This is a genomic window from Mycobacterium sp. E3247 (assembly GCF_001667785.1).
Taxonomy (GTDB): domain Bacteria; phylum Actinomycetota; class Actinomycetes; order Mycobacteriales; family Mycobacteriaceae; genus Mycobacterium.
Map to the genome: position 1 here is coordinate 1 of NZ_LZJG01000155.1, position 24,106 is coordinate 24,106.

The following is a 24,106-nucleotide window of genomic DNA, read 5'->3' on the forward strand; positions in this document are numbered from 1 at the left end:
ACCACCTTGACGTGGTCGGACTGCGGCACACCACTGAAGTCACTCCAGCCGGAGCAGACCAGCGCCCGCTCCCCCAACTCCTCGCACGCCGCGCTGATCAGGGCGACCGTGTCCGCGGGAGACTCGGCGACCGGCATGCTCCCGAACCCGAAGCAGATCGGCGGCGTGCCCTTGGCAATCCACGATGCGACCTCGTCGTCGACGTCCGTGGTCAGCTCCATGGTCAGTGTCCCGACGAAGGGGCGCTGGCCGTTCCACTTCGCCCATTCGTCGGCCAGCCCGGGAAAGCACACTTCGTCATAGGCCTGAATCTCCAACGCGCCGCGGGCTGCCATCCGTTGCGGCGCAGGACCCTTTGCCTTCGGCAGGCCGAATGCCCGGCGCTGGCTATCTTCGGCCTTCTTGGTCACCCGCCACTGGACCCAGTCCAGGGCGGCCATCCCAGAGCGGACCAGCGGCGCGGGCAGGTTCGGGGCGAGCTGGCCGTTGGGCCGCATCGGGAAGTAGTGCATGGTGGCCAGCGGAAGGCCGAGGTACTCGGCCACGTCCGCCGCGACCCCCGGGAAGCCCGGGCCGGTGAACACCAGATCGGCACCCTCGGACAGCGATGTCAGCGTCGCGCTCATCTCCGCCCAGGACCGGACAAGCATGTCCTGGGCTTCGCGCCATCGCCGTCGAACTTCGGGGAAGTTCCAGAACTTGGCGAGGAAGTCCGTGTCCCAGAAGCCCTCCTGCTGGTCCGGTCCGTAGGCGGCGGCCGTCAATCCGGCCGACTCGACGAGGGCGACCAGGTTGGGCGGAACGGCCATGCCGACTTCGTGCCCGCGGCGGCGCAGTTCGCGGGCGACCGCGGTGCAGGGCTCGACGTCGCCGCGGGTGCCGTAGCTGGCCAGGGCGAACTTCACGGCGGATCCTTTCGGTGGTCGTGCGGTTAGGCGGCGGCAGAGGCCATTATCTCCGTTTTGCAGTTCTCGGGCGGCCATTTGTCTTGGAGGCCTATTGGCCGTTCGCAATCGCTTCCGCTTGGATACGAGTCGTGCGCTTCTCCGCCCTGCTCATCGCACGCCGACGATCCGCGGCGGGTCAAAGATGTTTTCCGGCTTTGCCCCGAAACGCAACAGTTCGCGCTGCCCGTACTCGTCGGCGATGCGTTCAGCGAGTTGCCGAACGGTCACCCCGTTACCTGAGCAGATGTTCACGGCGCCCTCCTGTTGCCCAAGGGCGGTATCGACGATCATCCGAGCGGCGTCTTTCACATCGAGGAAATCGCGCACCTGATCACCCCGAGTGAGCAGGACTTCTTCTCGCGCCTCAAGCTGCCTACGGATGTATGGCACGAGGCGGCGCTCATCTTCGCCCTCCCCGTACAGATAGAAGATCCGGCACCAGGCAAAGCTGATGCCCTCCGTTGGAAGTAGACAGCGCAGCACCTGAAAGGCCGATGCCTTGCACGCGGCGTACAACGTGGTCGGCGCCAGCGGGGTGTCGGTTGTCAGCAGGCCGCCGGAGGGGTCGTACTCGGCGCACGATCCGATACCAACGAATCTCTTGCCCCCGACTGCCGCGAATGCGCGAGCCAGGTTGAGGGTGCCGGTGAGACATTCGAGATTCAGTGGCGACGTGAGGTATTGCCCGGGCACCGCATACCACGCGGCGTGAATCAAGGTTTGCGACCCGGCGAGCAACTCTTCCATTCGACCGGCCTTCTCACCGAATACGTCAGGCGTCCTGATGATCTCGAGCGCTCCGCGTGTCGAGACACCGTCCAGACATGACGGATCGCGAACGAGGACCCTTACCCGGCAGCCTCGCTCCAGAAGATCGCGCAAAATTTGTCTTCCGACGAATCCTGTTGCGCCGGTCAAAGTTACGCTCATGGGAGTACCGATGCGCAGATTTGAGAGCACATTCTCCCGGCGGGGACTGGACCTGTGTTGATTCGCATCCTCTATTCATACTGCAAGCGATCGTCGCGGGATAAGCTGCAGCGTTGAGGGGCTGAACTCCCGACAACTTGTTGATAGCCGTTCTGAGCTTCGCGGGTACCTAGCCAAACCGACGGTGATTCGCGGGCAGGTTTCGTGAGTCAAGTCGCTTCCTGGGGCCGAGATGACCGGGTAGGGTCGGGCGAAGGGTTCCTGCGGAAAGGGAGTTCGTCTGTTGCTGAACACCCACAGCCGTGTCCTGCGGGATGGCTGGCCCGCCCTGTCGCTGGTAATGGCAATGTGCCCAGATGTCGGCGCGGTTGCGGCCGCCGAGTCCTGGGGCACGTTGCGGTGGTGCGATCTGGAAGCCCGGCACCGGGGGCGCTCCCTTACCGCGCCTGGTGGGGCTGCATGAGCGCACCTGAATTTTCTGTGCTCTTGCCCACGCGCAACCGCGTGGAGTTGCTGGCGCAGGCGATTACCACCGTGCGGGCGCAGGATGAGACGAGCTGGGAAATCGTCGTCTCCGACAACGCTTCCGAGGAAGATGTGCGGGGCCTGGTAGAGGGCCTTGACGACCCGCGCATTCGCTATCTACGCACCGATACGCCTCTGCCGGTGACGGCCAACTGGAACCGCGCGCTCGATGCCGCGACCGGCCGGTGGGTTGTGATGCTGGGTGATGATGACGGGCTTACCTCCGGATATATGCGGACGATGCGCGAGGCCTGTGCTGCGCTGGCCGACCCCGACCTGATCTATCACGGCGCGTACCATTTCATGGCGCCTGGTGTCACACCCGGCCAGACGCAGGGCGCGGTGTTTGATGTGACGCAGCTGCACTGCATGCTTCACGGTCGCGATGTGCCGGTAGTCATTCCGCCGGAGGAGGCGCGGGCGGCGGTGCGGGCGGCGCTGGACATGCGTTCGCTCTACGGGTTCAACATGCAGTATTTTCTGTTCCGGCGCGACTTCCTGGAGCGCTTGCGCGCCCATGGACCCGTGTTCAGGGGGCCTTTCCCGGATTTCTATACCGCCAACATTGCCTTGCTGCTTGCTTCGCGTGTGGGCGTGGTGCCGCGCCCATTGACGGTGATCGGCATCACCCGCAAATCCTACGGCTATTACCACCTCAACGACGCCGAGGAGGCGGGCGTGGATTTTCTGGGGAACCGGGACTTTCGCGACGAAGTGGCACCGGAACTCCGCAAGCGGCTGCTGCCTGGCAGCTACATGAACACGCTGTGGCTGGTATCCGTTGCGTTGGTACGCGATGCGCTGCCGGACGACGAGTCTTTGCACCTAGGTGTGGGCCGGTACCGGCGCCTGCAGATTGTGGACACGGTATTGCGTCACTTCACCACGGGGCGGCCGGTGGGCCCGGCGCTCGGTCAGGTGCGGCCGCTGCTGAGTCCCTCCGAAAGGGCACTGGCGATGTTGCTGCGGCTGGCACTGCTGCCATGGCGCGCATTACCGCAAGCCCTGCGCCAGGTGATTGCCCACTCCATTGCGCGCAGGTTCGGACAATACGGCCCGCAACTAGCGCCACGCAGGCTGCCGCTGGCGCCGTCCAATATGCTGGACGTCGTGGACGGCCTGCGTCTGGCCGAGGGCACCGCGTAATGGACGGCGACGGGCCCGCCTGCCCCTATTGCGCCGCGCCTACCACCGCCCTCCTGGCGGCGCCGGACTTAAACCGCCGCGTGACGCGGACCGTGTTCCACCTACGCCGGTGCAGTAGCTGTGGACTGATCTTCCTGGCCGACCCGCCAGCGGACCTCGGCCCCTATTACACGGCTGACTATCATTACGTACCGAAGGACCGGGCCGAACTGGAGGCGCATCTGCCGCCACAGCGCTTCAAGATCGACCTGCTGCGCCGCTACCGCCAAACCGGGACACTTCTGGAGATTGGACCTTCGATCGGCCAGTTCTGCGCCTTGGCGCAGGAAGCGGGGTTCGTGGTTCACGCAGTGGAGATGGACGCCGAGTGCGCGCGGTTCCTGACGACGGAACTAGGGGTTGTTACGACCTGTTCGGCCGACCCGACCTCGGTCCTGCGGGACCAACCGCAGACCTACGACGCGATCTGCCTGTGGCACGCTCTTGAGCATCTGCAGCGCCCCTGGGACCTGCTGGCAGCGGCGACGGCTCGGCTGAATCCGGGGGGCGTGATCGTCGTTGCCGCACCTAATCCATTGAGCACCCAGGCCCGCAGGATGGGCCGCCGATGGCCGCATCATGACTTGCCGCGCCACCTCTTCGGATTGCCGATGCCGTGGATGAGCCGTTGGGCCGAAGCTCAGGGACTGGACGTGGTATTGGCCACGACCCGGGATGAAGGCAGCCTGGACTGGAACCGCTTTTCGTGGGCGATGCGGGCAATCGGCCTTGTGCCCGGGGCAAAACCAGGGGGGACGGTGTGGCGGCTGGGGACGCGATTCGGCGCGCTGATGCTGCCCTTCGAGGGAGGGGAGGGTGAAGGCGCGTGTTACACGATGGTGCTGCAGCGGCCTTTGTCGCCCGCGGCCGCGAAGTGATCGAGACTCGACCGGCTTGTTACCCGACAAATATGTCCGACAGCTTGAGCGGGGTGAGTGTGCAGAGCGCAACTCACCTTGCTCTGTGGAGCCAGATAATAGGCGGCCTTCTCAGCGGCGGGGTCTGGCCGAGCAGCACAAATCCGCCAGCTGTCCACGGTGATAGCACGCTTGATCTCCACGGTGGGCAAGTCAGGCAGGAATCGCGCCGTCACCGACGCGATCGCTGCAGCATGGAATGGGGCCTTTGCGTCCAAGCGAGACGTCCTTCGCTTCACGCTGGTCAATTGTCCGCGACGCGACAGGTACTGAAATGCAAGAGGGGTGCGGGGGTTAACCCGAGATGACCGAAACCGAGCTTCACCGAATGTGCAATTCGATGCTACAGGAAATCGAAAAAGATCGCCGCTTTTTGGCGTCTCGGTTCTGGACTGATATTGGCCAAAAAAACATGACTATGCTGGACGACCGAGGCCTCGACAATTTTAAAAGAACGGTTTCTCAAAATTACTTCAACTGGATCGTCGGCAAGAGAACGCGGATGGCCCGGCACGTCTATCGCAACTGGCTCAAGCGACCCACGCTCAATCCTTGGCGAAGCTCGATAGAGCCTGACGTCACCCTGTCATTTACTACCCAAGACACCCCAGTGTCGCTGACGACAAAGCAAAAAAACGACTATCGTCGGTTCGTAACCTACCTTTGGGACCTGATGGCGCGGTTCGACACCAGGAATCTGCGCGCTGACCTGGCTGAGCCGAGTTTGGGCAATCCGATCAAGATTTGGTTGGGCGAGCGGCTGATAAGCCAGGATCTTGCCAATTCTATTATCGAAGCGAATGTTATTGCTGATTTACTGGATTCGTCTTCATCGCAGCGAAGGGTAGCGGAAATAGGCGCTGGATCTGGTCGATTGGCTCACGTTTTCACTGCGAAATTGCAGGGGCAGTATGTCATCTTCGACATACCGCCGGCCCTCTATGTGTCTCAGTGGTACTTGTCGCAACTGTTTCCGAACAAAAAGATCTTTGAATTCCGTCCCTTTGACGATTTCTCAATGATCGAAGCAGAGTTGGCTTCGTCAGATATCGCTTTTTTTACCGCTAATCAGATTACCAAATTTCCAGACAAGTATTTCAATGTAATACTCTCTATCAGCACCTTGCCGGAGATGACGCGCGAACAGGTGGCACTTTATATCGATCTTTTTCAGCAAAAATCGGCTGGTTACATTTATCTAAAGCAATGGAAGTCTTGGAAAAATCCACTTGATGGGACCGACATCGGGCCCGACGATTACATAAATGGGAACGAATGGAATCTGTGTCGCGACTTCTCCGATCCGATAGTTCCGGAATTCTTCGATAGGGTATGGCGCCGCGAAACGAAGTAGTAGCATTCCGGCACATATGCCTGGTCGCGCCGTTATCGCTGGATACCCTGCAAAGCCGCCTTGGGGCGGCTTTCAATTGCCTGGGACCGACCAATAACTCTCTGCCTCAACCTGCGGCGCTTGCTGTGCCGCTGGATCGTTGACCTATGCCTGCACTGCCACCGCCAAATCCTCTTCATCGATTCCATGACCGGAAGACCCGATCTTCGGAAATGAGAATCCATCGGTAGCGGCGATTGCAAACGGTGACTTTGTACCGTTGAGCTGAGGCGGGGACGCGGTGGACGACATGGGGGTCCCTAACCCTTATCTACCGAACACCGCCGAAGTGACCTGTGCCGAGGCTATCGCCTGTCTACCGATTCCCGGCCCAAACCCACGATCGGGCGACGAACAGATCCCAGGATCCGACTCCGTCGATGACGGCGAGTGCGATGTCGCAGTCGAGACTGCCGACCGACCAAAGGTTCCATTTCGTCTATGATTCAACTTCAATGTGCCGCCGCCTGGCGCCCGCTAGAGCAGGACGCTCCCACGCCCGACGCTGAAGCTCCCTGCGCCAAGCGGTGGAGCCCGTATCATACTTGCGCGTGTGATTGTCTTGAACGATCAGGTTTGACTGGCCGTCTGCACAATACGTTCCGGATTCGGGCCAGTCCTTCTTTTCGAAATACTGGCCGTCTCGTCCGGCCACCAGAATCTTTAGGCCTTGGCGCTCGATTTGCCGAGTCATGCCGGCCCATCCACTTTCGAACACGTAAGCCAGCTGCTTGCTACGCGTCTCCGCGCCCTTAAGACCCAGGAAGATGTCGCGCTGGATGATAAATCCAGTTGTACGAATGTGGGGATTGGGGAAATGCGGAAACAAACGCCACACGTACAGCCAATTGATCAGGTCGGTAGGAAGCGACCGCGCCCTTATCCGCTGGAGGGCGGCGGAGGCGTGGCTCTCCCAAGAGCCCGTCGCGCCCACCAGACCGACGCCTTGCTGCCGGATGCCGCAATGAAGCCGTGCAAGCCATTCGTCGGCGACGATCTCACTGAAGGAATTGAAGAATGCTACGTATCGCGACTCGATCACGCTTGCGGATTCGCGATAAGCGCCGATGTCGAACAAGTCGTCGCGAGCAAGCCTGAGTGTGTCGGCACCAAACGAACGTGCGTACGCCTCCTCCTTGATCAGGGCATCTTCTTGGGCGTAGCCCTTGAACACGACAAGAAGCCGGTGAGGGGTGCCGGCGTGGTGTGCCCGGTAGCTCTCGAGGAACCTCTCGAGCGGCGCCGGACCGTTGCTTCCGCGGGCCAGGTGGACAACCGTCAACTCGCTCATGCCAATTGCCCGCTCTGCCTGACCGGATAGGAGGGGCGGCACTCCGGCAGCGAACGCGTGGTGTGAGGGATGCGCGACATCATAGAAACCGCAATGCGGGAACCGCCGTCACGAAACGCGTTCCGCCATCGACAAGATCAGCCAACTGACTCCGCACTTCTTTAGCGATGTTCCAGGGCAATATGACCACATCGTCCGGCTGATCCTTTCGCAGTGCCTCTGGCGGATAGATGGGGAGGTGGCTTCCTGGCAGGAACTTTCCCTGTTTGGACACCGCGGCATCGCATACGTACGGCAGTAAGTCCGGTCTGACGCCTGCGTAGTTCAACAACGTGTTGCCTTTGGCGGCTGCGCCGTAGGCCGCCAGTCGTCGACCGGCTCGCTTCTGCTCGATGAGGAAGGCTAAGAGGTCGTCTTTCACACGGTCGGCGCGGTGCTGGAAGGCCCCATAGGTTTCCGGCCGAGTCAACCCAAAGTCATTCTCCCGCATCAGCAATGAGTCAACACGGTCGGTGGTGGAGATTGTCGCCTCGATATGGCAGCCATACACTCGCAGGCTGCCACCGTGGGTTGGCAATTCCTCAACGTCCCACACACGCAAACCGGCCGCGCCGAAGATGCGGGCCACAGTCGTGAGCGAATGGTATGAGAAGTGCTCGTGGTAGATGGTGTCGAATTGTGTCCGCTCGATCAACGGCATGAGGTGGGGAAATTCCAGCGTGATGGTGCCTTCGGGTTTCAAAGCCTCGGACAACCCGCGCGTGAAGTCGTTGATGTCAGGAACGTGGGCATACACGTTGTTGCCTACGATGAGATCCGCCCGGAGTCCGTCGGTCGCTAGCCGACGGCCCAGTGCTTCGCCGAAGAATTCGCGCCAGACCGGTATTCCCAGTGCTTCTGCGGCTGCGGCGGTGCTCGCCGTCGGTTCGATTCCCAAGCAGGGGATCCCAGCGGCCGCAAAATTTTTCAACAGATAGCCATCGTTGGACGCTACTTCGATGACGAAGCCGTCGGGCGTAAGTTGCAGGCGATCGGTGATCATTCGCGCATACCGTGCTGCGTGTTCTAGCCAACTGCTCGAAGTGCTGGAAAAGTATGCGTAGTCGGGGCTGAAGAGTTCTTCGGCCTTGGCGTAGTCCTCAGTCTGTACCAACCAACACTGGGGGCAAACCTTCACGCGCAGTGGGTAATAGACTTCTGGATAGCCCAGGTCCTTGGCCTCGAGGTAAGCGTTGGACGGGGGAGCAAAGCCTAAGTCGACAAAGCTGAGATCCGCGGACCCGCCGCAGTGTCGGCACTTCATAACGCGACTCCGATGAAATCTGCGCTCAGGAGCGGATGAGTCTGATCACGAGATGACAGGTCCTGCGGCGGCAATGGCCAGGTGATGGCAAGTCGTTGGTCGTCGTAACGCAGTCCGCCCTCGGAAGGTGGGTGGTAGAACGCCGTATGTAAGTACAGCAGTTCGCTCTCGGGCTCCAAAACCTGGAAGCCGTGGGCGAAGCCTTCGGGGATGACGAGCATCTGCGCGTCGTCCTGGGCCAGTTCTTCGGCGTGCCACTGCAGGAAGGTGGGGGAACCGGCACGCAGGTCAACCGCGACGTCCCAGACCCGGCCACGCAGGCAGCGGATCATTTTCATCTCCGCGTGCGGTGGATGCTGAAAATGCATGCCACGCACCGCCCCAGCGCGACTGGTCCTGGAGTGGTTGATCTGCGCGATCTGGCGATCGCCGAGCAAGGGACGGAGTTCCTGGGCACAAAACAGGCGGAGGAATGCACCGCGGGCGTCGCGGTGTGGCGACGACTGCACGATTTTCAGATCAGCCAACCGGGTGTCAAGGATGTTCATGCCGTCGCCCAACCCAGGCCTGAGTTGACGGCATCGGCGGTATAAGCGGCCAATTGCTCGGAACTCGAAATTCCGCCTGCTTCGAGCAAGTGGCGATACCAATTAGCCGTGTGGTGGACGGCTGTTTGGAGATTCCACACGGGACGCCAGCTGAGATGCATCTTTGCCTTTGCGGTGTCGAGTTGCAGCAAGCCGGCCTCATGGGGCTGAGGAGTGGAGGTGACCTCCCACCGCAGTTGTGGCCAGCTGCGAGCAAGGTTTTGGAGCACCTCCTCAACGGTACGGTTTCCGTCCCCTTCAGGACCGAAATTCCAGGCCTCGGCACACGTAGTGTCACCTGCCAAAAGCCGTTGGCCGAGCAGGAGATAGCCGCTGAGGCAATCCAACACATGTTGCCAGGGGCGGGTCGCGCGCGGTGAACGTATGACGAGTGGATCGCCGGCGACGACCGAACGCACAAGGTCGGGAATGAGTCGGTCCTCAGACCAGTCGCCACCCCCGATCACGTTGCCGCCCCGCGCGGTTGCGAGCAGCGGGCCCGACGGATGTTGCAGAAACGCTGTTCGGTAGCTCGCGGCCACCAACTCCGCGCCGGCCTTCGACGCACTGTACGGGTCATGGCCCCCAAGCCGGTCTCGTTCTCGGTATGCCCACGGCCATTCGCGATTCTCATAGCACTTATCGGTCGTAACGACGACGACGGCGCGAACTCCTGGCGTATGACGGGCGGCCTCGAGCACATGCGCCGTGCCCATCACGTTGGTGGCCCACGTGGCGACTGGCTCGCGATAGGACCGGCGGACCAGCGGCTGGGCAGCCAGGTGAAAGACGATCTCGGGCCGCTCGGCGGCGAAAACCTCACGGACTGCTGCCTCATCGCGAACGTCGACGCGATGATCCTCGATGGATAGTTCCAACAGGTTCCAATGGCTGGGTTCGGTCGATGGGTCCAGGGCGAGACCGGCGACCTCAGCCCCTAGCGCCTGCAGCCAGAGACATAACCAGCTGCCCTTAAACCCCGTATGGCCGGTAACCAAGGCGCGTCGCCCGCGATAAGCGGCTCCGAAAGCGTTCAACGCCAGCATTTCCACGGCGCTTCGCCGCTACTCCACAGTTCTTCGAGAAGGTTCTTTTCTCGAAGCGTATCCATTGGTTGCCAGAAGCCGGAATGTTCGAAGGCCATCATTTCGCCATCGGCGGCCAGGCGAGCCAGGGGCGAACCCTCCCAAGTGGTGTCGTCCCCGTCGATGTAATCGAGCACCGCAGGGGACAGGACGAAAAATCCACCGTTGATGAGGCCGCCGTCACCGCGTGGTTTCTCAACGAAGCGCGTGACACGGCCGTCCGCGCACTCGATGGCACCATAGCGCCCGGGCGGAAGCACTGCCGTGATCGTGGCGTGACGCCCGTGATGACGATGGAACTCGATGCTCGCGGCGATGTCCACGTCGCTGAGCCCGTCACCGTAGGTGAAGCAAAAGGCATCGTCGTCCTTGATGTAAGACGCCACGCGTTTGAGGCGTCCGCCAGTCATGGTCTCGTCGCCGGTGTCCACCAGCGTTACCCGCCAGGGTTCAGCGTGGCGCTCATGAACTTCCATCTTGTTCGCAGACATGTCGAAGGTTACATCCGACATGTGCAGGAAATAGTTGGCGAAGTATTCCTTAATCACATAGCCCTTGTAGCCGCAGCAAACGACAAATTCGTTGATGCCGTGATGGGAGTAGAGCTTCATAATGTGCCACAGGATCGGCCGTCCGCCGACCTCTACCATAGGCTTGGGGCGAATTGTAGTTTCCTCTCGCAGGCGAGTGCCTAAGCCGCCCGCCAGCAATACGGCTTTCATTGGGCTCGCTCTCCTCGTTTCGGGGACCAGTTCCACCGTCTCTTCGGCCGATCCGCTAATGCGATGGAATACGTTGAGTCACCTTCGACGATGGCCGTCATATAGCCGAATACATCAACCGGGATCTTGTTGGAGTATCTATCCATGAGATGGCTGATCAGGAAAAATGACCCCAGCCTTTCGGAGAGGAATCCGACCGCCCTCACCTGGTAAATGTCATACTTTTTCAAGCGATCGCGGTAACGAGATAAGAATTCCCGGCTGACAAGATCGATTTTCGATGACGTTTCTACCAGCCACGACCGTGGATAAATTCCAAGTTGAACGCCGCCGGAAATGAAATGATGTGCGTTCAAGAATTCTGACGATGATTCCGGATCCAGTACCTTCAACTCGACCGCGAGAGACGCATAATCCAGAATATCTCTGCGGTAGTGGGAATCGGCATACTGCCCCACTATCGAGCCTTCAAAATATATTGGATGCGCAACCAGAAATTCGAGCCCATCGCTCGGCGTGAATACCGATAGATCGGCGCGCTTCTGGGCGTCTTCAATCCTTAGCTCTCGCATGGCCGGGTAGCCATATGACTGAGACTCTACGCCGTGCGGACTGGGGAGGATTCTCTTTCTATGCGAAGAAATCTCGATAAGCTCAGGACGGTTGGACAGCCTATTAATCGCGGTGGGTAAGACGTATGTTCCCGCGGCGCCGTATGCAAGCGGCCTGGCCTCGTGCCAAAACTTGTCAAGTTCTCTTACATGAAATTCAGAGTCGGGCTGAAAATCGCCGAGCGCGATACAATCGTCATACCAGCTCTCGGGCAATAAAGGCTTCTCGTGACTAATGCAGAACCTGTGAACCATGGGCGTCAGCAGTTCTTGTTCAGCGTCACTAGGAGCGTCTAAAGCTGCCACTGGGGGGTGTTCTTTCGTTCGTCTGGGAGCTTATTCCACCGTTCGGTACCACAACACAACGCGAGCATGCGGGGCGCGATCGTCCGGCATGCAGGCAACTCTAGCCCATGCTAGGCGGCCGGTGCTGCCGAACACGTCGAATCGGACAGAGCTGCCATGCAACTCGGGCATGTATGCAGCGCCTTGTGCACCGATCGTCCTATGCTGCTCGTCGGCTACCCGGCGGCGCGGCGCACAAGCACAATAGAATCGTGGACTTCGACGCTGCCCAAAACCGGCTTGATTGTTGGTACGGCAACTTCCCCAATCCGATTCGGATGGTTGGTTTCTTTTTTCGTGGCTGGGTACTGGGCGTGCATCGCGTCGATCAATGCCCTGACGAAATCGATGAAAGAAATGCGGCTGTCGCGGTAGGGCTTCAAGTAATCGCAATCAACATCTTGAACCATGTAAACACCATCATCGGTCAACGCGGTGATGAAGAGCTGGCGAAAGGAATTAACCATGTGAGAGCTGGTATGATTCCCCTCGTCGAGAATGACGTCGAATGGCCCGAACTCTGCGCTCACTTCTTCCAGGGAGGCCCTGTTAGGTTCGTTGCAGATGCGGACATGAATGCCCCGCTTCTCCGCAATCTTTAACAACTTCGAGTTCGTATCGACACCAACAATAACGGAATCGGCATGCAAAAATTCCCGCCACCTGTTCAGTGAATGCGCATAAAAGCTACCGATCACCAACATCCGGATCGGCCTGGTCCGATCGACAGCAGATTTGTAGATCGGTAAGTAGTGCGCCAACTTATGCCCCGGCTGCGCGCGGTCGGTCGCTCCGACGGCCTCGCCTTCAAGCTCGGCGGCGGGAGCCGGACACGCAGTCATCGCGGCAAGGTCGGGTCCTAGCGCCCGTAACATTCTGCGGCGGCCGCGGAACCGATACCGCCGAGCCGGAAGGGAAAGCTTCAGAACGACTTTCACAGTTGCCAATCTCTCATCTGCAGTGTCCCGGTGCCGTTCGTCGGGCCCGTCGTAACTTCGCATCGATCGAGGGCGAGTTCGTTGGCGTGTTTCGGGTGCGCTCGGCGGCACTCGTTATCCGGCATGCAGCAGCCCGTCGCGGAACTGCCTGGCGCGGGCGAACTCACTTACCGGTGCCGCCGCCAGGGTCTTGAGGCGGGACCGCCGTTGGGGTCCCGAAACCGAGACCGCGATAATCAGCGTCAGCCACCTGGCTATCCACCAACCTGATGCGGCGACCCGGATGGCGCAGGTAGACGCGGGATCCACGATCATCCACGTCAAGATGCGCAGCTGGTCCAGCCAGTGCCGGTGGGCCTTTGTAATATTCGCCGATTCGGTGGTCGCGGTGTGATGCCGTACCGAAAGTTCTTGTGACACAAAGCAGACTGTGGAGCGCAGCATTAGGCGGAGCCAAAAATCCAGGTCCACGGTCTGATAGACGTCGTCCCGTAACCCGCCTGCATCCAGTGCCAGCCGGCGTCGGAACATCACGCAACTTGGTTCGCCGATCAAGTTGGCACTCGCGCCCCACAAAGCGACGATCTGCAGCACTAATGACGACCCGCGATTGCGATCCCGAAGTTTCACGAAGTAGACGTGGAGCTTGCTTGGCGCTCGCCGTCGTTCGCTCCACGGTAAGTCCTCGGTCAGCACACGCCGAGGCGCGAATGCCATGCCAACGCTGGGATCGCCGAAACGCTCGGCGAGAGTACGAAGGGCCCCGGGGAGTAGCCAGTCATCGCCGTGCAGGAACTGTACAAGCTCGCCGCGCGCGAGCTCTAAACACCGGTTGTGGTTGCCGTTCAATCCGAGGCGGGACTCGTTGCGTAACAAGCGATCCTCCGCACGGAGCAGTGACGCGGCGGTGGTTGGTCCACCGTCGGTCGACTGGTCATCGACGATGACGATTTCGAAGTCGACGCCGTCCTGATCGAGGATGCTGCGCAGGCACCGCTCGATCGTCGCGCCGTTGTTGTACATCGGTACGCATACTGAGATGAGCGGGCTGGCCGCTCTGTCGTCAATCCCGTCGGGACCTACCGCGGAGGCGCCCGTCATTCACGCGACTCGGCTGCCTTCCGATAGCCGCGGAGGGCTATCGGAGTGAATATGGCCAGCAGGCCGATCGCCCACATCAGCGTCAACGTCAGGGGCCACAGGAGGGGGCCGCCGTAGGCGAGTGCGCGCATTGTCTCGACGGGAGGCGACATCGGTTGCACACGGACAAACGGTCGCAGCCAATCGGGAAACAGCCCGATCGGAGTGGTACCGGGATTGACGAACGCCAGCGACACGATAATGCCCACCAACCAGGTCATCACCGTGCGGGCATTAGCGCGGATGGCCAGCGCCATCACCAGCGCGGTGAACCCCAAGACAACGACGGAGGGGACGAGAATGAACGCCAATGCGGCGAGCCAACCGTGCGCGAAGCGCATCCCCATGGCGAGACCTAGCACTGTGATCGAGACGGTCCCTATCAACGCGCGCATGGCTTCGGCCGTCAGCCGCCCGGTGACGGCGCTCGACCGGTGTATCGGTAGCACCCACATCCGGCTCAGCAGTCCCGACTGGCGATCAATCGTGATGCTGACCGCGTTGCCCATCGAACCGAACAGCGCGGACAAGACAGCACTGATCGGGACCAGGCCGTAAAGGCTGTCGACACCGGTGACCTTGCGCACCTGCTCTCCGAGGACAACGTGGTAGACGAGCATGAGGCAAACGGGGAAGAGGAGTGAGCCCATCAGCACCGCTCGATCCCGCCGCCATCGGGTAAGGAGTTGACCGGCAAGCACCCAGCTCTGGGTAAGCAGGGAACCCTGCATCGTGGGCTGCGCTGTCATCACCCGCGCCTCTGTATCCGCAGCGTGATCGCGCCGAAGAGCACGGCCATACCCAGACACCAGCTGAGGGCGGCCGCCATGTTGGCAGCCACCACGTGGCCGGCGGCGAGGCCGCGCAGGGCCTCCGAGATCTGCGACACGGGTTGGTTGCGCACATACGGACGCAACCAACCTGGAAAGGTCTTCTCGGGCGCGATCCCGGTGGACAGCATGAAGAGCAGCAACTGGGGCACGAACAGCATATAGCTCGCGCCTTCGACACTGCTTGCGGCAGATCCCAATGCGTCGGCGCCCAAAGCCACGGCGAGGCACAGCAGCATCGCGAGAACTATGAAGGCCACCGTATAGCCGAACCCGCCAGTCATCCGGAAGCCGAACACATAGCCGGCGACCAAAGACACCGTGAGAGCGAGCATTCCCCGCAGCAGGGTGGCGGTCATGCGGGCGCTCACCGGGACTGCCGCGACGATCGGCATCGTCCCTAACCGCTTGGCCACGCCATGCAGCTGATCACGTGCCGCGCGGTCCGCGGTGAGGAGAGCGACGAAGACGACCGACTGGACGACCACCGCGGGTAGCAAATACTGCGGGTAACTGGTGCTGCCCGTGTTGACCAGGCCGTGTAAGGCCACGCTGAAACCCGCTAGATAGGCGACGGGCGAGAGTATCTCGAAAACTAGCCCGCCGTCGCGCGCGGAGGACCTCAGCGAACGTTCGGTGAGGGCGGCCAGGGCGCTCATGGCTGGTGGACGGCTCGTTCGGTGATGTGGAGGAACGCCTCGTCGAGTGAGGGTTTGCGCAGCGAAATGTCGGCGAGTTCGATGCCGATCGCATCGACCCGGCGGAACACGTGGCCCAGGGTGGCCACGCCATCAGGGGCAAAAACCGATACCGAATTCGTGTCGGCGTCGACGTCGATTCCATTCAAGCCGGCCAGCGCTGTAGCTACCAGGGGCAAGTCGGCCGGGTTCGTCGGGGTCACCTGGCAATAAGTGGTGCCGACCCTGCGTTTGAGGTCCTCGGCGGTGCCGCTGGCGATCACCTGGCCATGGTCGATGACGACGATTGAGTCGCTCAGCACGTCGGCCTCTTCCAGGTATTGGGTGGTCAGCAGGACGGTAGTGCCCTGCAGCGCCAACGAGCTCACCAGCGCCCAGGCATCACGGCGTCCGCGCGGGTCGAGCCCGGCGGTCGGCTCGTCGAGGAAGAGTACTTTCGGCACCACTACCAGGGCGGCCGCGAGGTCGACGCGGCGCATCATGCCCCCGGAATAGGTCGATGTTTGCCGGTCGGCGAACGCGCCGAGGTTGAACTGTTCGATCAGCTCGCCAGCGCGAGCCTTCGCCTGCCCGCGGCGCAGCCCTCGGAGCCTCCCAAAAAGCACTAGGTTTTCCCTGCCGGTGAGCAACGGGTCCAACGCGGTGAACTGCCCGGCCATCCCGATGCTCGCTCGCACTTGAGCGGGCTCGCGAGCGATGTCGTATCCGGCGACGGTGGCACGGCCCGAACTCGGGCGAATGAGCGTGGACAAGATGTTGATGGTGGTCGTCTTGCCCGCACCATTGTGGCCCAGCAGACCACAGACCGTCCCGGCCGGAACTGTGAAGCTCACGCCATCCAGCGCTCGCGTCTTTCCCCCGAATGTCTTTGTGAGGCCTTGAACCTCGATCGCCAGTGGTCTCACAGTAGTGAGTATTTCATGGTCGGTGCCCGCGGTTGGCCGTGTTGGAGCATCACAGGAATCAAGGCGTTGCTGCTGCTCTCTCCGATGGCGGCCGGCCATTTAGACGGAGGGCCTCGGGATCTCCGCAGTGGGCGTATCGTCCGCGAACTCTCGGTGTAGCACCAGGGACCGCACCAGCGGACGCGGCCCCTCCGACCGAAGCATTTGGCTGGCCGGGCGTGGACGGACGATCTGTGGCCACCAGAACCAACGTCCGAGCAGCGCAGCGATGGAGGGCGTCATGAACGAGCGCACGATCAACGTGTCGAACAACAGGCCCAGGCCGATGGTGGTACCGACCTGACCGATGATCCGCAGATCGCTGGCCACCATCGAGGCCATCGTGAATGCGAACACCAGACCTGCGTTCGTCACGACCTTGCCGGTACCGCCCATCGCGCGAATGATGCCGGTGTTGATGCCGCCGGCTATTTCCTCTTTCATCCGGGAAACCAGCAACAGGTTGTAGTCCGAACCCACCGCCAACAGGACGATTACGGACATCGGCAGCACCATCCAGTACAACTTGACGCCCAAAATGTATTGCCAGATCAGAACTGACAGCCCGAACGACGAGCCGAGCGAGAGCGCCACCGTGCCGACAATGACCAGTGAGGCCACGAAACTTCGGGTGATGATCAGCATAATGATGAAAATGAGGCAGAGTGCCCCGACGCCCGCGATAAAGAGATCGTAGGTGGAGCCGTCGCGGAAGTCCTTGAATGTCGACGCCGTGCCGGCGATATAGATCTTCGACGGTTCCAGCGGTGTGGTCTTGAGTGCCTCCTCGGCCGCCGTCCTGATCTTGTCGATGCGCGCGAGGCCCTCGGGCGCTGCGGGATCACCCTTATGCGAGATGATGAATCGGGCGGCTTTCCCGTCTGGCGACAAGAACTGGCTCATCGCCTTTTTGAAGTCTTCGTTCTGAAAGATGTCGGGCGGCAGGTAGAACGAATCGTCGTCCCTCGCGGCGTCGAACGTCGCCCCCATGGCGGTGGCGTTCTCTTTCTGGTTGTCCATCTGACCGAGCGTCCCGTTCATGGTGCTGTAGGCCGTCAGCATCATAGTCCGTGCTTCCTCGGCGATTGCGATCGACGGTGGGAAAATCTCGAGCAATTGCGGCAGAAGCGCATCCATCTTGTTCAGGTCTACGATCAGGTCGCCGAGTTTATCGCTCAGCGTGTCGATACCGTCGAGCGTCTCGAATATATTCCTTAAAGTCCAGCAGATGGGAATATCGTAGCAATGCCGTTCCCAATAGAAATAACTTCGAATCGGCCTGAAGAAATCTTCAAAATCCGACATATGCTGGCTAAGCTCACCTATGATGAGCTTCATTTCCTTGGTCTTGGCGATAGTGTCGTGTGTGATGTCTGTGAGCTGCTTTTGCAGAGCATACATGCGCTTCATCGTCGCGATTTGGAACGATATCACATCAACTTGTTTGAGAATGTCTTGCGTACGGTCTCGCATATATTTCTGATCTTGCTGCATGACCGCATATTGCATCTGCATCAAAAAAGGTATCGACGTGTGTTGGATTGGCGTGCCCTCGGGCCGGGTAATGCCCTGTACCCGCGAAATGCCGTAAATTTTGAAGATCGCCTTGGCTAGCCTATGCAGGACCAGAAAATCCGCGGGGTTGCGCATATCGTGATCCGATTCGATCATCACGATTTCAGGCATCATTCGCGCTTGAGAGAAATGGCGATCAGCGGCCGCGTATCCGACATTGGCGGGAATGTCATTGGGCATGTAGAACCGGTTGTTGTAGCTCGTCTGGTAGCCGGGCAACGTCACAAGACCGACCACGGCCACCGCGATAGTCGCCGCGAGAATGGGCAGGGGCCAGCGGACAATCGCCGTCCCGACCCGGCGCCATCGACCGAAGCCGAGAACTCGCTTGGGGTCGAACAGTCCGATGCCACTTCCGATGGTCAGAACGGCGGGGACCAGCGTGAGCGCGATCACGACCGCCACGAGCATGCCGACGGCGCAGGGCGCGCCCATTGCCTGGAAGATGGGCATTCGGGTGAAGCCCAGGCACAGCATCGCGCCGGCGATCGTCAAACCGGAGCCCAAGACGACGGGAGCGACGCCACGGAAAGTGGTGTAGAAGGCCGTTTCCCGGTCCTCGCCGGCCTGACGTGCCTCCTGATATCGGCCGAAGAAGAAGATCGCGTAGTCGGTTCCGGCCGCCATCGCGAGCGCCACCAGCAGGTTCACGGCAAAAGTCGAGAGCGCGACCAGACTGTGGTCGCCGAGGAACGCAACGATTCCCCTGGCGGCAAGAACCTCGATCCCCACGGTGACCAACAAAAGGACGACAGTGAATATCGATCGATAAACGAAAAGCAGGACCACGAAAATGATCAGCGCGCCCACCGCGGTCATCTTCAGAATGGACCTGTCACCAGCCTGCTGCATATCCGACAACAGCGCCGATGGACCGGTCACATAGACCTTAAGTCCCGGGGGCGGCGTGCTATGCGCGATGATGTTGCGAACCGCGGCAATGGAGTCCTGCCCCAGCGTTGTGCCTTGGTTGCCTGCGAGGTTTATCTGCGCATAGACGGCCTTGCCGTCGTCGCTTTGCGCACCCGCCGCCGTCAGGCGATCCCCCCACAGGTCCTGCACGTGCTCGACGTGCTTCGGATCGGCTTTCAGCGCGCGCATCAATTGGTCGTAATAGTTGTGGGCGTCGTCCCCGAGGCGCTGCTGCCCCTCGAGCACAACCATCGCGATGCTGTCCGAGTCGGATTCTTTGAAATCCTTGCCCATGCGCTGCATGGCCTGGACCGCCGGTGCGTCCTGAGGCGCCAGCGGCACGGAATGTTCGCGGCCGACCGTCTCCAGCCACGGAACGCAGAAGGTCACCAGCAGCGTGAGCGCCACCCACACCAGCACGATGAGCACCGAAAGCCGGCGGATGCTCCGGGCGAAGAAAGGTGGTCGAGTGTGTTCCGTGGTCATGCGGCCCTCGACGGCCAGGTAACGGCGGTGCGCAGTCGGTCCGGGACGCGCACAGCCTCGCCGGTTCCGTCGGCTGCGGCGCAGCGGCGAATGCCGTCCCTGTTGTCCTCTGTCACGATGTTCCCCACGGTCGCGGTCCCTGTGCTGAAAGTGGAAGTCCGCCGGTTACAACGGCTGTTTGAGCAACAACGAGCGCACCGCCGGCCGGGGTCCTGACGGCCGAAGCATCGAGCTGGCGGGACGCGGGCGCACGCGTTGCGGCCACCAGAACCAGCGTCCAAGCAAAGCGGCGACCGACGGCGTCATGAACGCGCGCACGACCAGGGTGTCGAACAGCAAACCCAACCCGATCGTCGTACCGGTCTGGGCGACGCTGCGCAGGTCACTGACCCCCATCGAAGCCATGGTGAAGGCGAACACCAGGCCCGCGTTGGTGACGACCTTGCCGGTACCGGCCATCGCCCGGATGATGCCGGTGTTGATGCCGGCGGCCAATTCCTCTTTCATCCGGGAGACCAGCAGCAGGTTGTAGTCCGACCCGACCGCCAAAAGGACGATGACCGACGTCGACAGCACCGTCCAGTGCAGTTGCAGGCCGAGAAGATACTGCCAGACCAGAACGGACAGCCCATAGGACGCGCCCATCGACAACAGCACCGTACCGACGATCACCAGCGCGGCAATAAAACTTCGCGTCATGATCAGCATGATGATGAAGATGAGGCAGATTGCGGCGACGCCCGCGATCAAGAGGTCCCATTTGGAGCCGTCCACGATGTCTTTCGTGATGGCCGCGGTGCCCGTGAGGTAGACCTTGGCATCCTCTAATGGGGTTCCCTTGAGGGCCTCCTCGGCCGCGGTCTTGATGGGTTCCACGCGCGAAAGACCTTCGGGCGTCGCGGGATCGCCCTTCTGTGAGATAAGCATCCGGACGTCTTTTCCGTCCGGCGACATAAAGATTTTCTCGACCCGTTTGAAGGCCTCCGAGTCGTTGATGATGCCCGGTGGCAGGTAGAAGGAGTCCTCGTTCCTGGACTGGTCGAAAGCCTGCCCCATCGCGGCGGAATTGTTGCCCTGTGACTCCATCTGGCCCATGACGCCGGACATGGTGCTGTGCATCGTCAGCATCATGGTCCGCATGCTTTCCATGCTTTCGATCATGGGAGGTAGCAGAACCACCATTTGCGGCAGCAGCACGTCGAGTTGATCCAGATCCGACACTAGTTCTTTGAGCTTATCGGTGATCTCGTCAACCCCGTCGAGCGCATCGAATATGGACCGCAACGAAAAGCAGATGGGAATGTCGTAGCAGTGGCGTTCCCAATAGAAATAACTACGGATCGGCCTGAAGAAATCCTCGAAATCGGAGACTTTGTCGCGCAATTCGTACGTGATCTGCTGCATCTCATGCGTTGTGCCGACCATGTGATGCGTCGTCGCGACGAGCTCTTTCATCAGGCCGTACATGTGCTGCATGATCTGGATCATTCTTCCCAGCATTTCGGCCTGCTTGAGCATGTCGTCCATGCGGTCCTTCTGGAACGCCATGTTTATTTGCTGGCTTGACTGCGACATGCTCATGATCCACGGGATCGTCGTGTGCTCGAGCGGGATGCCTTCGGGCCGGGTCACGGACTGCACGGTGGAAACGCCTGGAACCGCAAGGACACCCTTGGCGACCTTGTTCAAGACGATCATGTCGGCCGGATTGCGCAGATCGTGATCGCTCTCGAGCAGCAGAATCTCGGGCATCATGGTTCGCGACTGGGGAAAGTGTCGCTGCGCGGCAGCATTTCCCACACTCGCGGGAATATCGCTAGGGATGAATTTCTGGTCGTCATAGCTGGGGTTGTAATTGGGCAGGGTTATCAAGCCGATCAGCGCAATCGCCATGGTGGTGACCAGAATTGGCGCGGGCCACCGTACGATTGCGGTGCCGATCCGCCGCCAGCGATGAGTCGTGATCACCCGCTTTGGGTCGAAGATGCCAAAACGGCCGGCAACGACAAGGAGTGCCGGTGCGAGCGTAAGGGCCACAAGAACCGCGACGGTGATGCCGATGGCGCACGGGATGCCCAGTGGCTGGAAATAGGGCAACCGGGTGAAGTTGAGGCAGAAAACCGCCCCGGCGATGGTCAACCCCGAAGCCAACACGACCTTGGCCACACTGCCGAACGTGGTGTAGAAGGCCGTTTCCCGGTCCTCGCCGGCCTGTCGCGCCTCCTGATATCGCCCGACGAAGAATATGCCGTAGTCGGTTCCCGTCGCGATGACCGCGGCGACCAGCAGGTTGACGGCGAATGTGGTGAGGCCCAATAGCTGGAGATGACCGAGGAAAGCGACTATTCCGCGTGACACCTGCAGTTGCAGCCCGACCATCAGCAACAAAAGAATTACCGTCAGGATCGACCGGTAGACCAGGAGCAGGGTAATAAAGATCACCGCGAGGCTCGTCACGGTCACCAACATGACGGTCTTTTGACCGGCGATGTTCATGTCCGCAACCGTGGGCGCGGGGCCGGTGACATAAGCCTTCAGTCCATTCGGCGTGGGTGTCTGCGCGACTATTTGTCGAATGGCCGCTACAGATTCATCTCCCGCCGCTCCGCCCTGGGTGCCGGCGAGTTGGACCTGCACATAGACGGCCTTCGAGTCGGAACTCTCCGCGGCTTTCGACGTGACCGGATCGCCCCAGAAGTCCTGGACGTTCTGCACGTGCTTATCGGCCCGCAACTCACGGATCAATTGGTTGTAGTACTTGTGCGCGTCGTCGCCGAGGGGTTGCTGACTCTCCAGGACGATCATCGCCAAAGCGCCGGAATTGGTTTCCTTGAAGTCCTGGCCCAAGTGCTCCATCGCCTTGAACGACGGTGCCGCAACGGGACTCAGCGGGACCGCATTCTCCGCCTCGACCTGCTCCAGCGGGGGAACGCCGATCGCCACGATGACGGCGATACCCAACCACCCCAAGATGATCGGTATCGACAGGGCATGGATCATCCGCGCTATGAACGGCCTTGCGCGTTCGGTTTCCACCGGTGCGTCGCTCTGCACGTCGCTCATGTGGCCGTCAGCATGCAGTAGGTGAACGCGTTCAATTCGTGCGAAACCCTCTCGGCTTTGACCACCCCGTCAACCACGATGCGGCAGCCGAGCGTGTCGCCATTGCCTTGTGCCACAACGTTTCCCAGGATTGACGGCAGTGTCGTCGAAATATCGAAGGACCACGGTACGGGCTGTCCGTTGACATGCACCGGGTTGCCGTCGACGTCGAAGTAGCTGATGTCGGCGGTCGTCCCCGGCGGACCGAAGATCTCGTACCGGATGTGCTTGGGGTTGAACGGCTTGGTGTCCTTGATCCGGGTGTCGGCATACGACTCGCGCTTCTCGGAGCCGAAGATGCCGTGCAGTCGCGCGACGGTCATTCCTCCCGCAACGACCACGGCCACGATGAGCAACGGGATCCAAAGCCGCTTCAGCGCGGCAATGATTCCCGCGCCGCGGGGATGAGTCTGTTGGCGTCCGACCGGCCGCTGCGGGCCAGTCGGGGATTGGCGACCAATGCCCAGGAAGCCCCGTCGGCCACCAGAAGGCTGGCCACCGTCGCCGCCTTCCGTCGCGCTACCAGGCCGGGCCCGCACGTCGGGTTCGGTCACCGCACCCCCTTCTGCACGTTTTCACGTCGTCTTGTTATTCCGCCGGCCCTAACAAGCTGTTACATGCTGGAAGCGATACGCCAGGTGAGGGCACTCCGAATGCGGTGTACGTCGCAGACTAGTCGTGCTTCGGCACCTCATACGAGCCCCGCCCCCGGGGAGCGCGACCGAGTCTTCATGAGTAAACCACGCCATTGGTCTCCGTATCAGCCCTTCGGCAACGAGATACGGGATCGTAATGCATACCGCATGCGTAACGGCACTTTTTCGATCTCCCGGCCGGATGATTCACCCGGTTGTCATCGAGCGCCCCACTCGGTCCGGAACGGCACACGCCCACCCACGGTGCGCCCCGACGGCTGAAGCCCGCTGACGGATCAGCAGCCCTAGTCAGCTAACGACGATCGCCGCCCGGAGTCAATGGGTTCCCGAGTCGCGTTCGGGCGGCGAACGGATGTGCGCCGCTGAGGTTGGATCGCGCCCGTTTCCGCGATGTTCGCGCCGCCGCCGCCGGTTCGCCTCGCGGTGATTTTCGCGGTTGCTCCGGGGCCGGTATCCTGGCCGGTGACAACCACCCAAAATTGCATCGTCCTTGAAGGTCGACCACGCCCAATCGCTAACCGCACCGGTGAGTCTTTGTTGCAGGTCACAGTTGCCAACGGCGGCAGCTGCGCAGCCCGTCAGCCCAATTCTTAGGCTGCGTTAAGAGCCTGACAGGTCACACCGGGAACTTTGTCCAAATCACGGCGGCACGCTGGTGCCTCCAGTAGGGTTTGGACCGTTCCACTCGTGTCAACTAGGCATCTTGGAGAACTGTGAGCATCAATCCGTTCGACGACGACAACGGCAGCTTTTTCGTCTTGGTAAACGACGAGGAGCAGCACAGTCTGTGGCCGGCCTTCGCCGATGTTCCAGCCGGCTGGCGAGTGGTGTACGGGGAGACGGATCGCGCTGCGTGCTTGGAGTACATCGAACAGAACTGGCCCGACATCCGGCCAAAGAGTCTGCGCGACAAGCTCGCATCGGGTCGGGGTTTTGAGCAGTAACGAGTCGGGGTATGGGGCGGATGGAGCTTTGGGGGAGTCG

The 24,106-nt window shown here is 60.9% G+C and carries 20 protein-coding genes; 4 read left to right on the plus strand and 16 right to left on the minus strand.

What is annotated here, in order from left to right; translation table 11 throughout:
- Together A9X04_RS08165 and A9X04_RS08170 are read right to left on the minus strand one after the other, a co-directional pair.
- The coding region (locus A9X04_RS08165; protein ID WP_082974869.1) for a glycosyltransferase at positions 1–905 on the minus strand (905 nt) is incomplete at its 3' end.
- Positions 906–1,055: 150 nt separating this feature from the next.
- The gene (locus A9X04_RS08170; RefSeq protein ID WP_067919189.1) at positions 1,056–1,877 is read right to left on the minus strand and encodes an NAD(P)-dependent oxidoreductase; all 822 of its coding nucleotides are present in this window, start codon (positions 1,875–1,877) and stop codon (positions 1,056–1,058) included.
- A 459-nt stretch (positions 1,878–2,336) separates the two neighbouring features.
- Between A9X04_RS08170 and A9X04_RS08175 the strand changes: the two genes are divergently transcribed.
- The 3 genes from A9X04_RS08175 (at position 2,337) to A9X04_RS29535 (ending at position 5,858) form a co-directional block, all read left to right on the plus strand.
- Complete coding sequence (locus tag A9X04_RS08175; RefSeq protein WP_082974870.1) at positions 2,337–3,548, plus strand: glycosyltransferase; 1,212 nt, start codon at positions 2,337–2,339, stop codon at positions 3,546–3,548.
- Complete coding sequence (locus tag A9X04_RS08180; RefSeq protein WP_067919193.1) at positions 3,548–4,465, plus strand: bifunctional 2-polyprenyl-6-hydroxyphenol methylase/3-demethylubiquinol 3-O-methyltransferase UbiG; 918 nt, start codon at positions 3,548–3,550, stop codon at positions 4,463–4,465. Before A9X04_RS08175 ends, A9X04_RS08180 begins: the two co-directional genes overlap by 1 nt.
- Before the next feature lie 343 nt (positions 4,466–4,808).
- The gene (locus A9X04_RS29535) at positions 4,809–5,858 is read left to right on the plus strand and encodes a putative sugar O-methyltransferase (RefSeq protein WP_082974872.1); all 1,050 of its coding nucleotides are present in this window, start codon (positions 4,809–4,811) and stop codon (positions 5,856–5,858) included.
- Positions 5,859–6,336: 478 nt separating this feature from the next.
- On the opposite strand, the gene A9X04_RS08190 is transcribed toward A9X04_RS29535, so the two are convergent.
- The 14 genes from A9X04_RS08190 to A9X04_RS08250 all read right to left on the minus strand — a co-directional run bounded on the left by A9X04_RS08190 (position 6,337) and on the right by A9X04_RS08250 (position 22,843).
- Positions 6,337–7,188, minus strand: a complete 852-nt coding sequence (locus tag A9X04_RS08190; RefSeq protein ID WP_067919197.1) for a hypothetical protein — start codon at positions 7,186–7,188, stop codon at positions 6,337–6,339.
- A 79-nt stretch (positions 7,189–7,267) separates the two neighbouring features.
- Positions 7,268–8,491 carry a class I SAM-dependent methyltransferase gene (locus A9X04_RS08195; protein WP_067919199.1) on the minus strand — a complete coding sequence of 408 codons (1,224 nt, stop codon included), beginning with the start codon at positions 8,489–8,491 and terminating at the stop codon, positions 7,268–7,270.
- Positions 8,488–9,039, minus strand: a complete 552-nt coding sequence (locus A9X04_RS08200; RefSeq protein WP_067919201.1) for a dTDP-4-dehydrorhamnose 3,5-epimerase family protein — start codon at positions 9,037–9,039, stop codon at positions 8,488–8,490. The genes A9X04_RS08195 and A9X04_RS08200 overlap by 4 nt, the downstream gene beginning before the upstream one ends.
- Positions 9,036–10,124, minus strand: coding sequence for a CDP-glucose 4,6-dehydratase (gene rfbG / locus A9X04_RS29540; RefSeq protein WP_231985678.1), 1,089 nt, complete (start codon positions 10,122–10,124; stop codon positions 9,036–9,038). The genes A9X04_RS08200 and rfbG overlap by 4 nt, the downstream gene beginning before the upstream one ends.
- Positions 10,112–10,885 (minus strand): glucose-1-phosphate cytidylyltransferase, encoded by a 774-nt coding sequence (gene rfbF, locus A9X04_RS08210; RefSeq protein WP_067919205.1) that lies wholly within the window; start codon positions 10,883–10,885, stop codon positions 10,112–10,114. The genes rfbG and rfbF overlap by 13 nt, the downstream gene beginning before the upstream one ends.
- On the minus strand, positions 10,882–11,802 hold the full coding sequence (locus A9X04_RS30285) for a hypothetical protein (protein WP_156764266.1): 921 nt from the start codon (positions 11,800–11,802) through the stop codon (positions 10,882–10,884). Before A9X04_RS30285 ends, rfbF begins: the two co-directional genes overlap by 4 nt.
- Positions 11,803–12,017: 215 nt before the next feature.
- Positions 12,018–12,779, minus strand: coding sequence for a class I SAM-dependent methyltransferase (locus tag A9X04_RS08215; RefSeq protein ID WP_156764267.1), 762 nt, complete (start codon positions 12,777–12,779; stop codon positions 12,018–12,020).
- 114 nt (positions 12,780–12,893) lie between these two features.
- Positions 12,894–13,880: a glycosyltransferase family 2 protein gene (locus A9X04_RS08220; RefSeq protein WP_067919209.1), complete on the minus strand. Its 987-nt coding sequence runs from the start codon at positions 13,878–13,880 to the stop codon at positions 12,894–12,896.
- Positions 13,877–14,668, minus strand: a complete 792-nt coding sequence (locus tag A9X04_RS08225) for an ABC transporter permease (protein WP_197509095.1) — start codon at positions 14,666–14,668, stop codon at positions 13,877–13,879. The genes A9X04_RS08220 and A9X04_RS08225 overlap by 4 nt, the downstream gene beginning before the upstream one ends.
- A complete protein-coding gene (locus A9X04_RS08230) occupies positions 14,668–15,408 on the minus strand; it encodes an ABC transporter permease (RefSeq protein ID WP_067919211.1) in 741 nt (246 codons plus the stop codon). The genes A9X04_RS08225 and A9X04_RS08230 overlap by 1 nt, the downstream gene beginning before the upstream one ends.
- Positions 15,405–16,352: an ATP-binding cassette domain-containing protein gene (locus A9X04_RS08235; RefSeq protein WP_156764268.1), complete on the minus strand. Its 948-nt coding sequence runs from the start codon at positions 16,350–16,352 to the stop codon at positions 15,405–15,407. The genes A9X04_RS08230 and A9X04_RS08235 overlap by 4 nt, the downstream gene beginning before the upstream one ends.
- A gap of 99 nt (positions 16,353–16,451) precedes the next feature.
- Complete coding sequence (locus A9X04_RS08240) at positions 16,452–19,364, minus strand: RND family transporter (protein WP_067919213.1); 2,913 nt, start codon at positions 19,362–19,364, stop codon at positions 16,452–16,454.
- A gap of 165 nt (positions 19,365–19,529) precedes the next feature.
- Positions 19,530–22,427 (minus strand): RND family transporter, encoded by a 2,898-nt coding sequence (locus tag A9X04_RS08245; RefSeq protein WP_067919215.1) that lies wholly within the window; start codon positions 22,425–22,427, stop codon positions 19,530–19,532.
- Positions 22,424–22,843, minus strand: a complete 420-nt coding sequence (locus tag A9X04_RS08250) for an MmpS family protein (protein WP_067919225.1) — start codon at positions 22,841–22,843, stop codon at positions 22,424–22,426. Before A9X04_RS08250 ends, A9X04_RS08245 begins: the two co-directional genes overlap by 4 nt.
- A gap of 992 nt (positions 22,844–23,835) precedes the next feature.
- Between A9X04_RS08250 and A9X04_RS08255 the strand changes: the two genes are divergently transcribed.
- Positions 23,836–24,066 (plus strand): MbtH family protein, encoded by a 231-nt coding sequence (locus tag A9X04_RS08255; RefSeq protein ID WP_067919218.1) that lies wholly within the window; start codon positions 23,836–23,838, stop codon positions 24,064–24,066.
- The last annotated feature ends 40 nt before the right edge of the window (positions 24,067–24,106 follow it).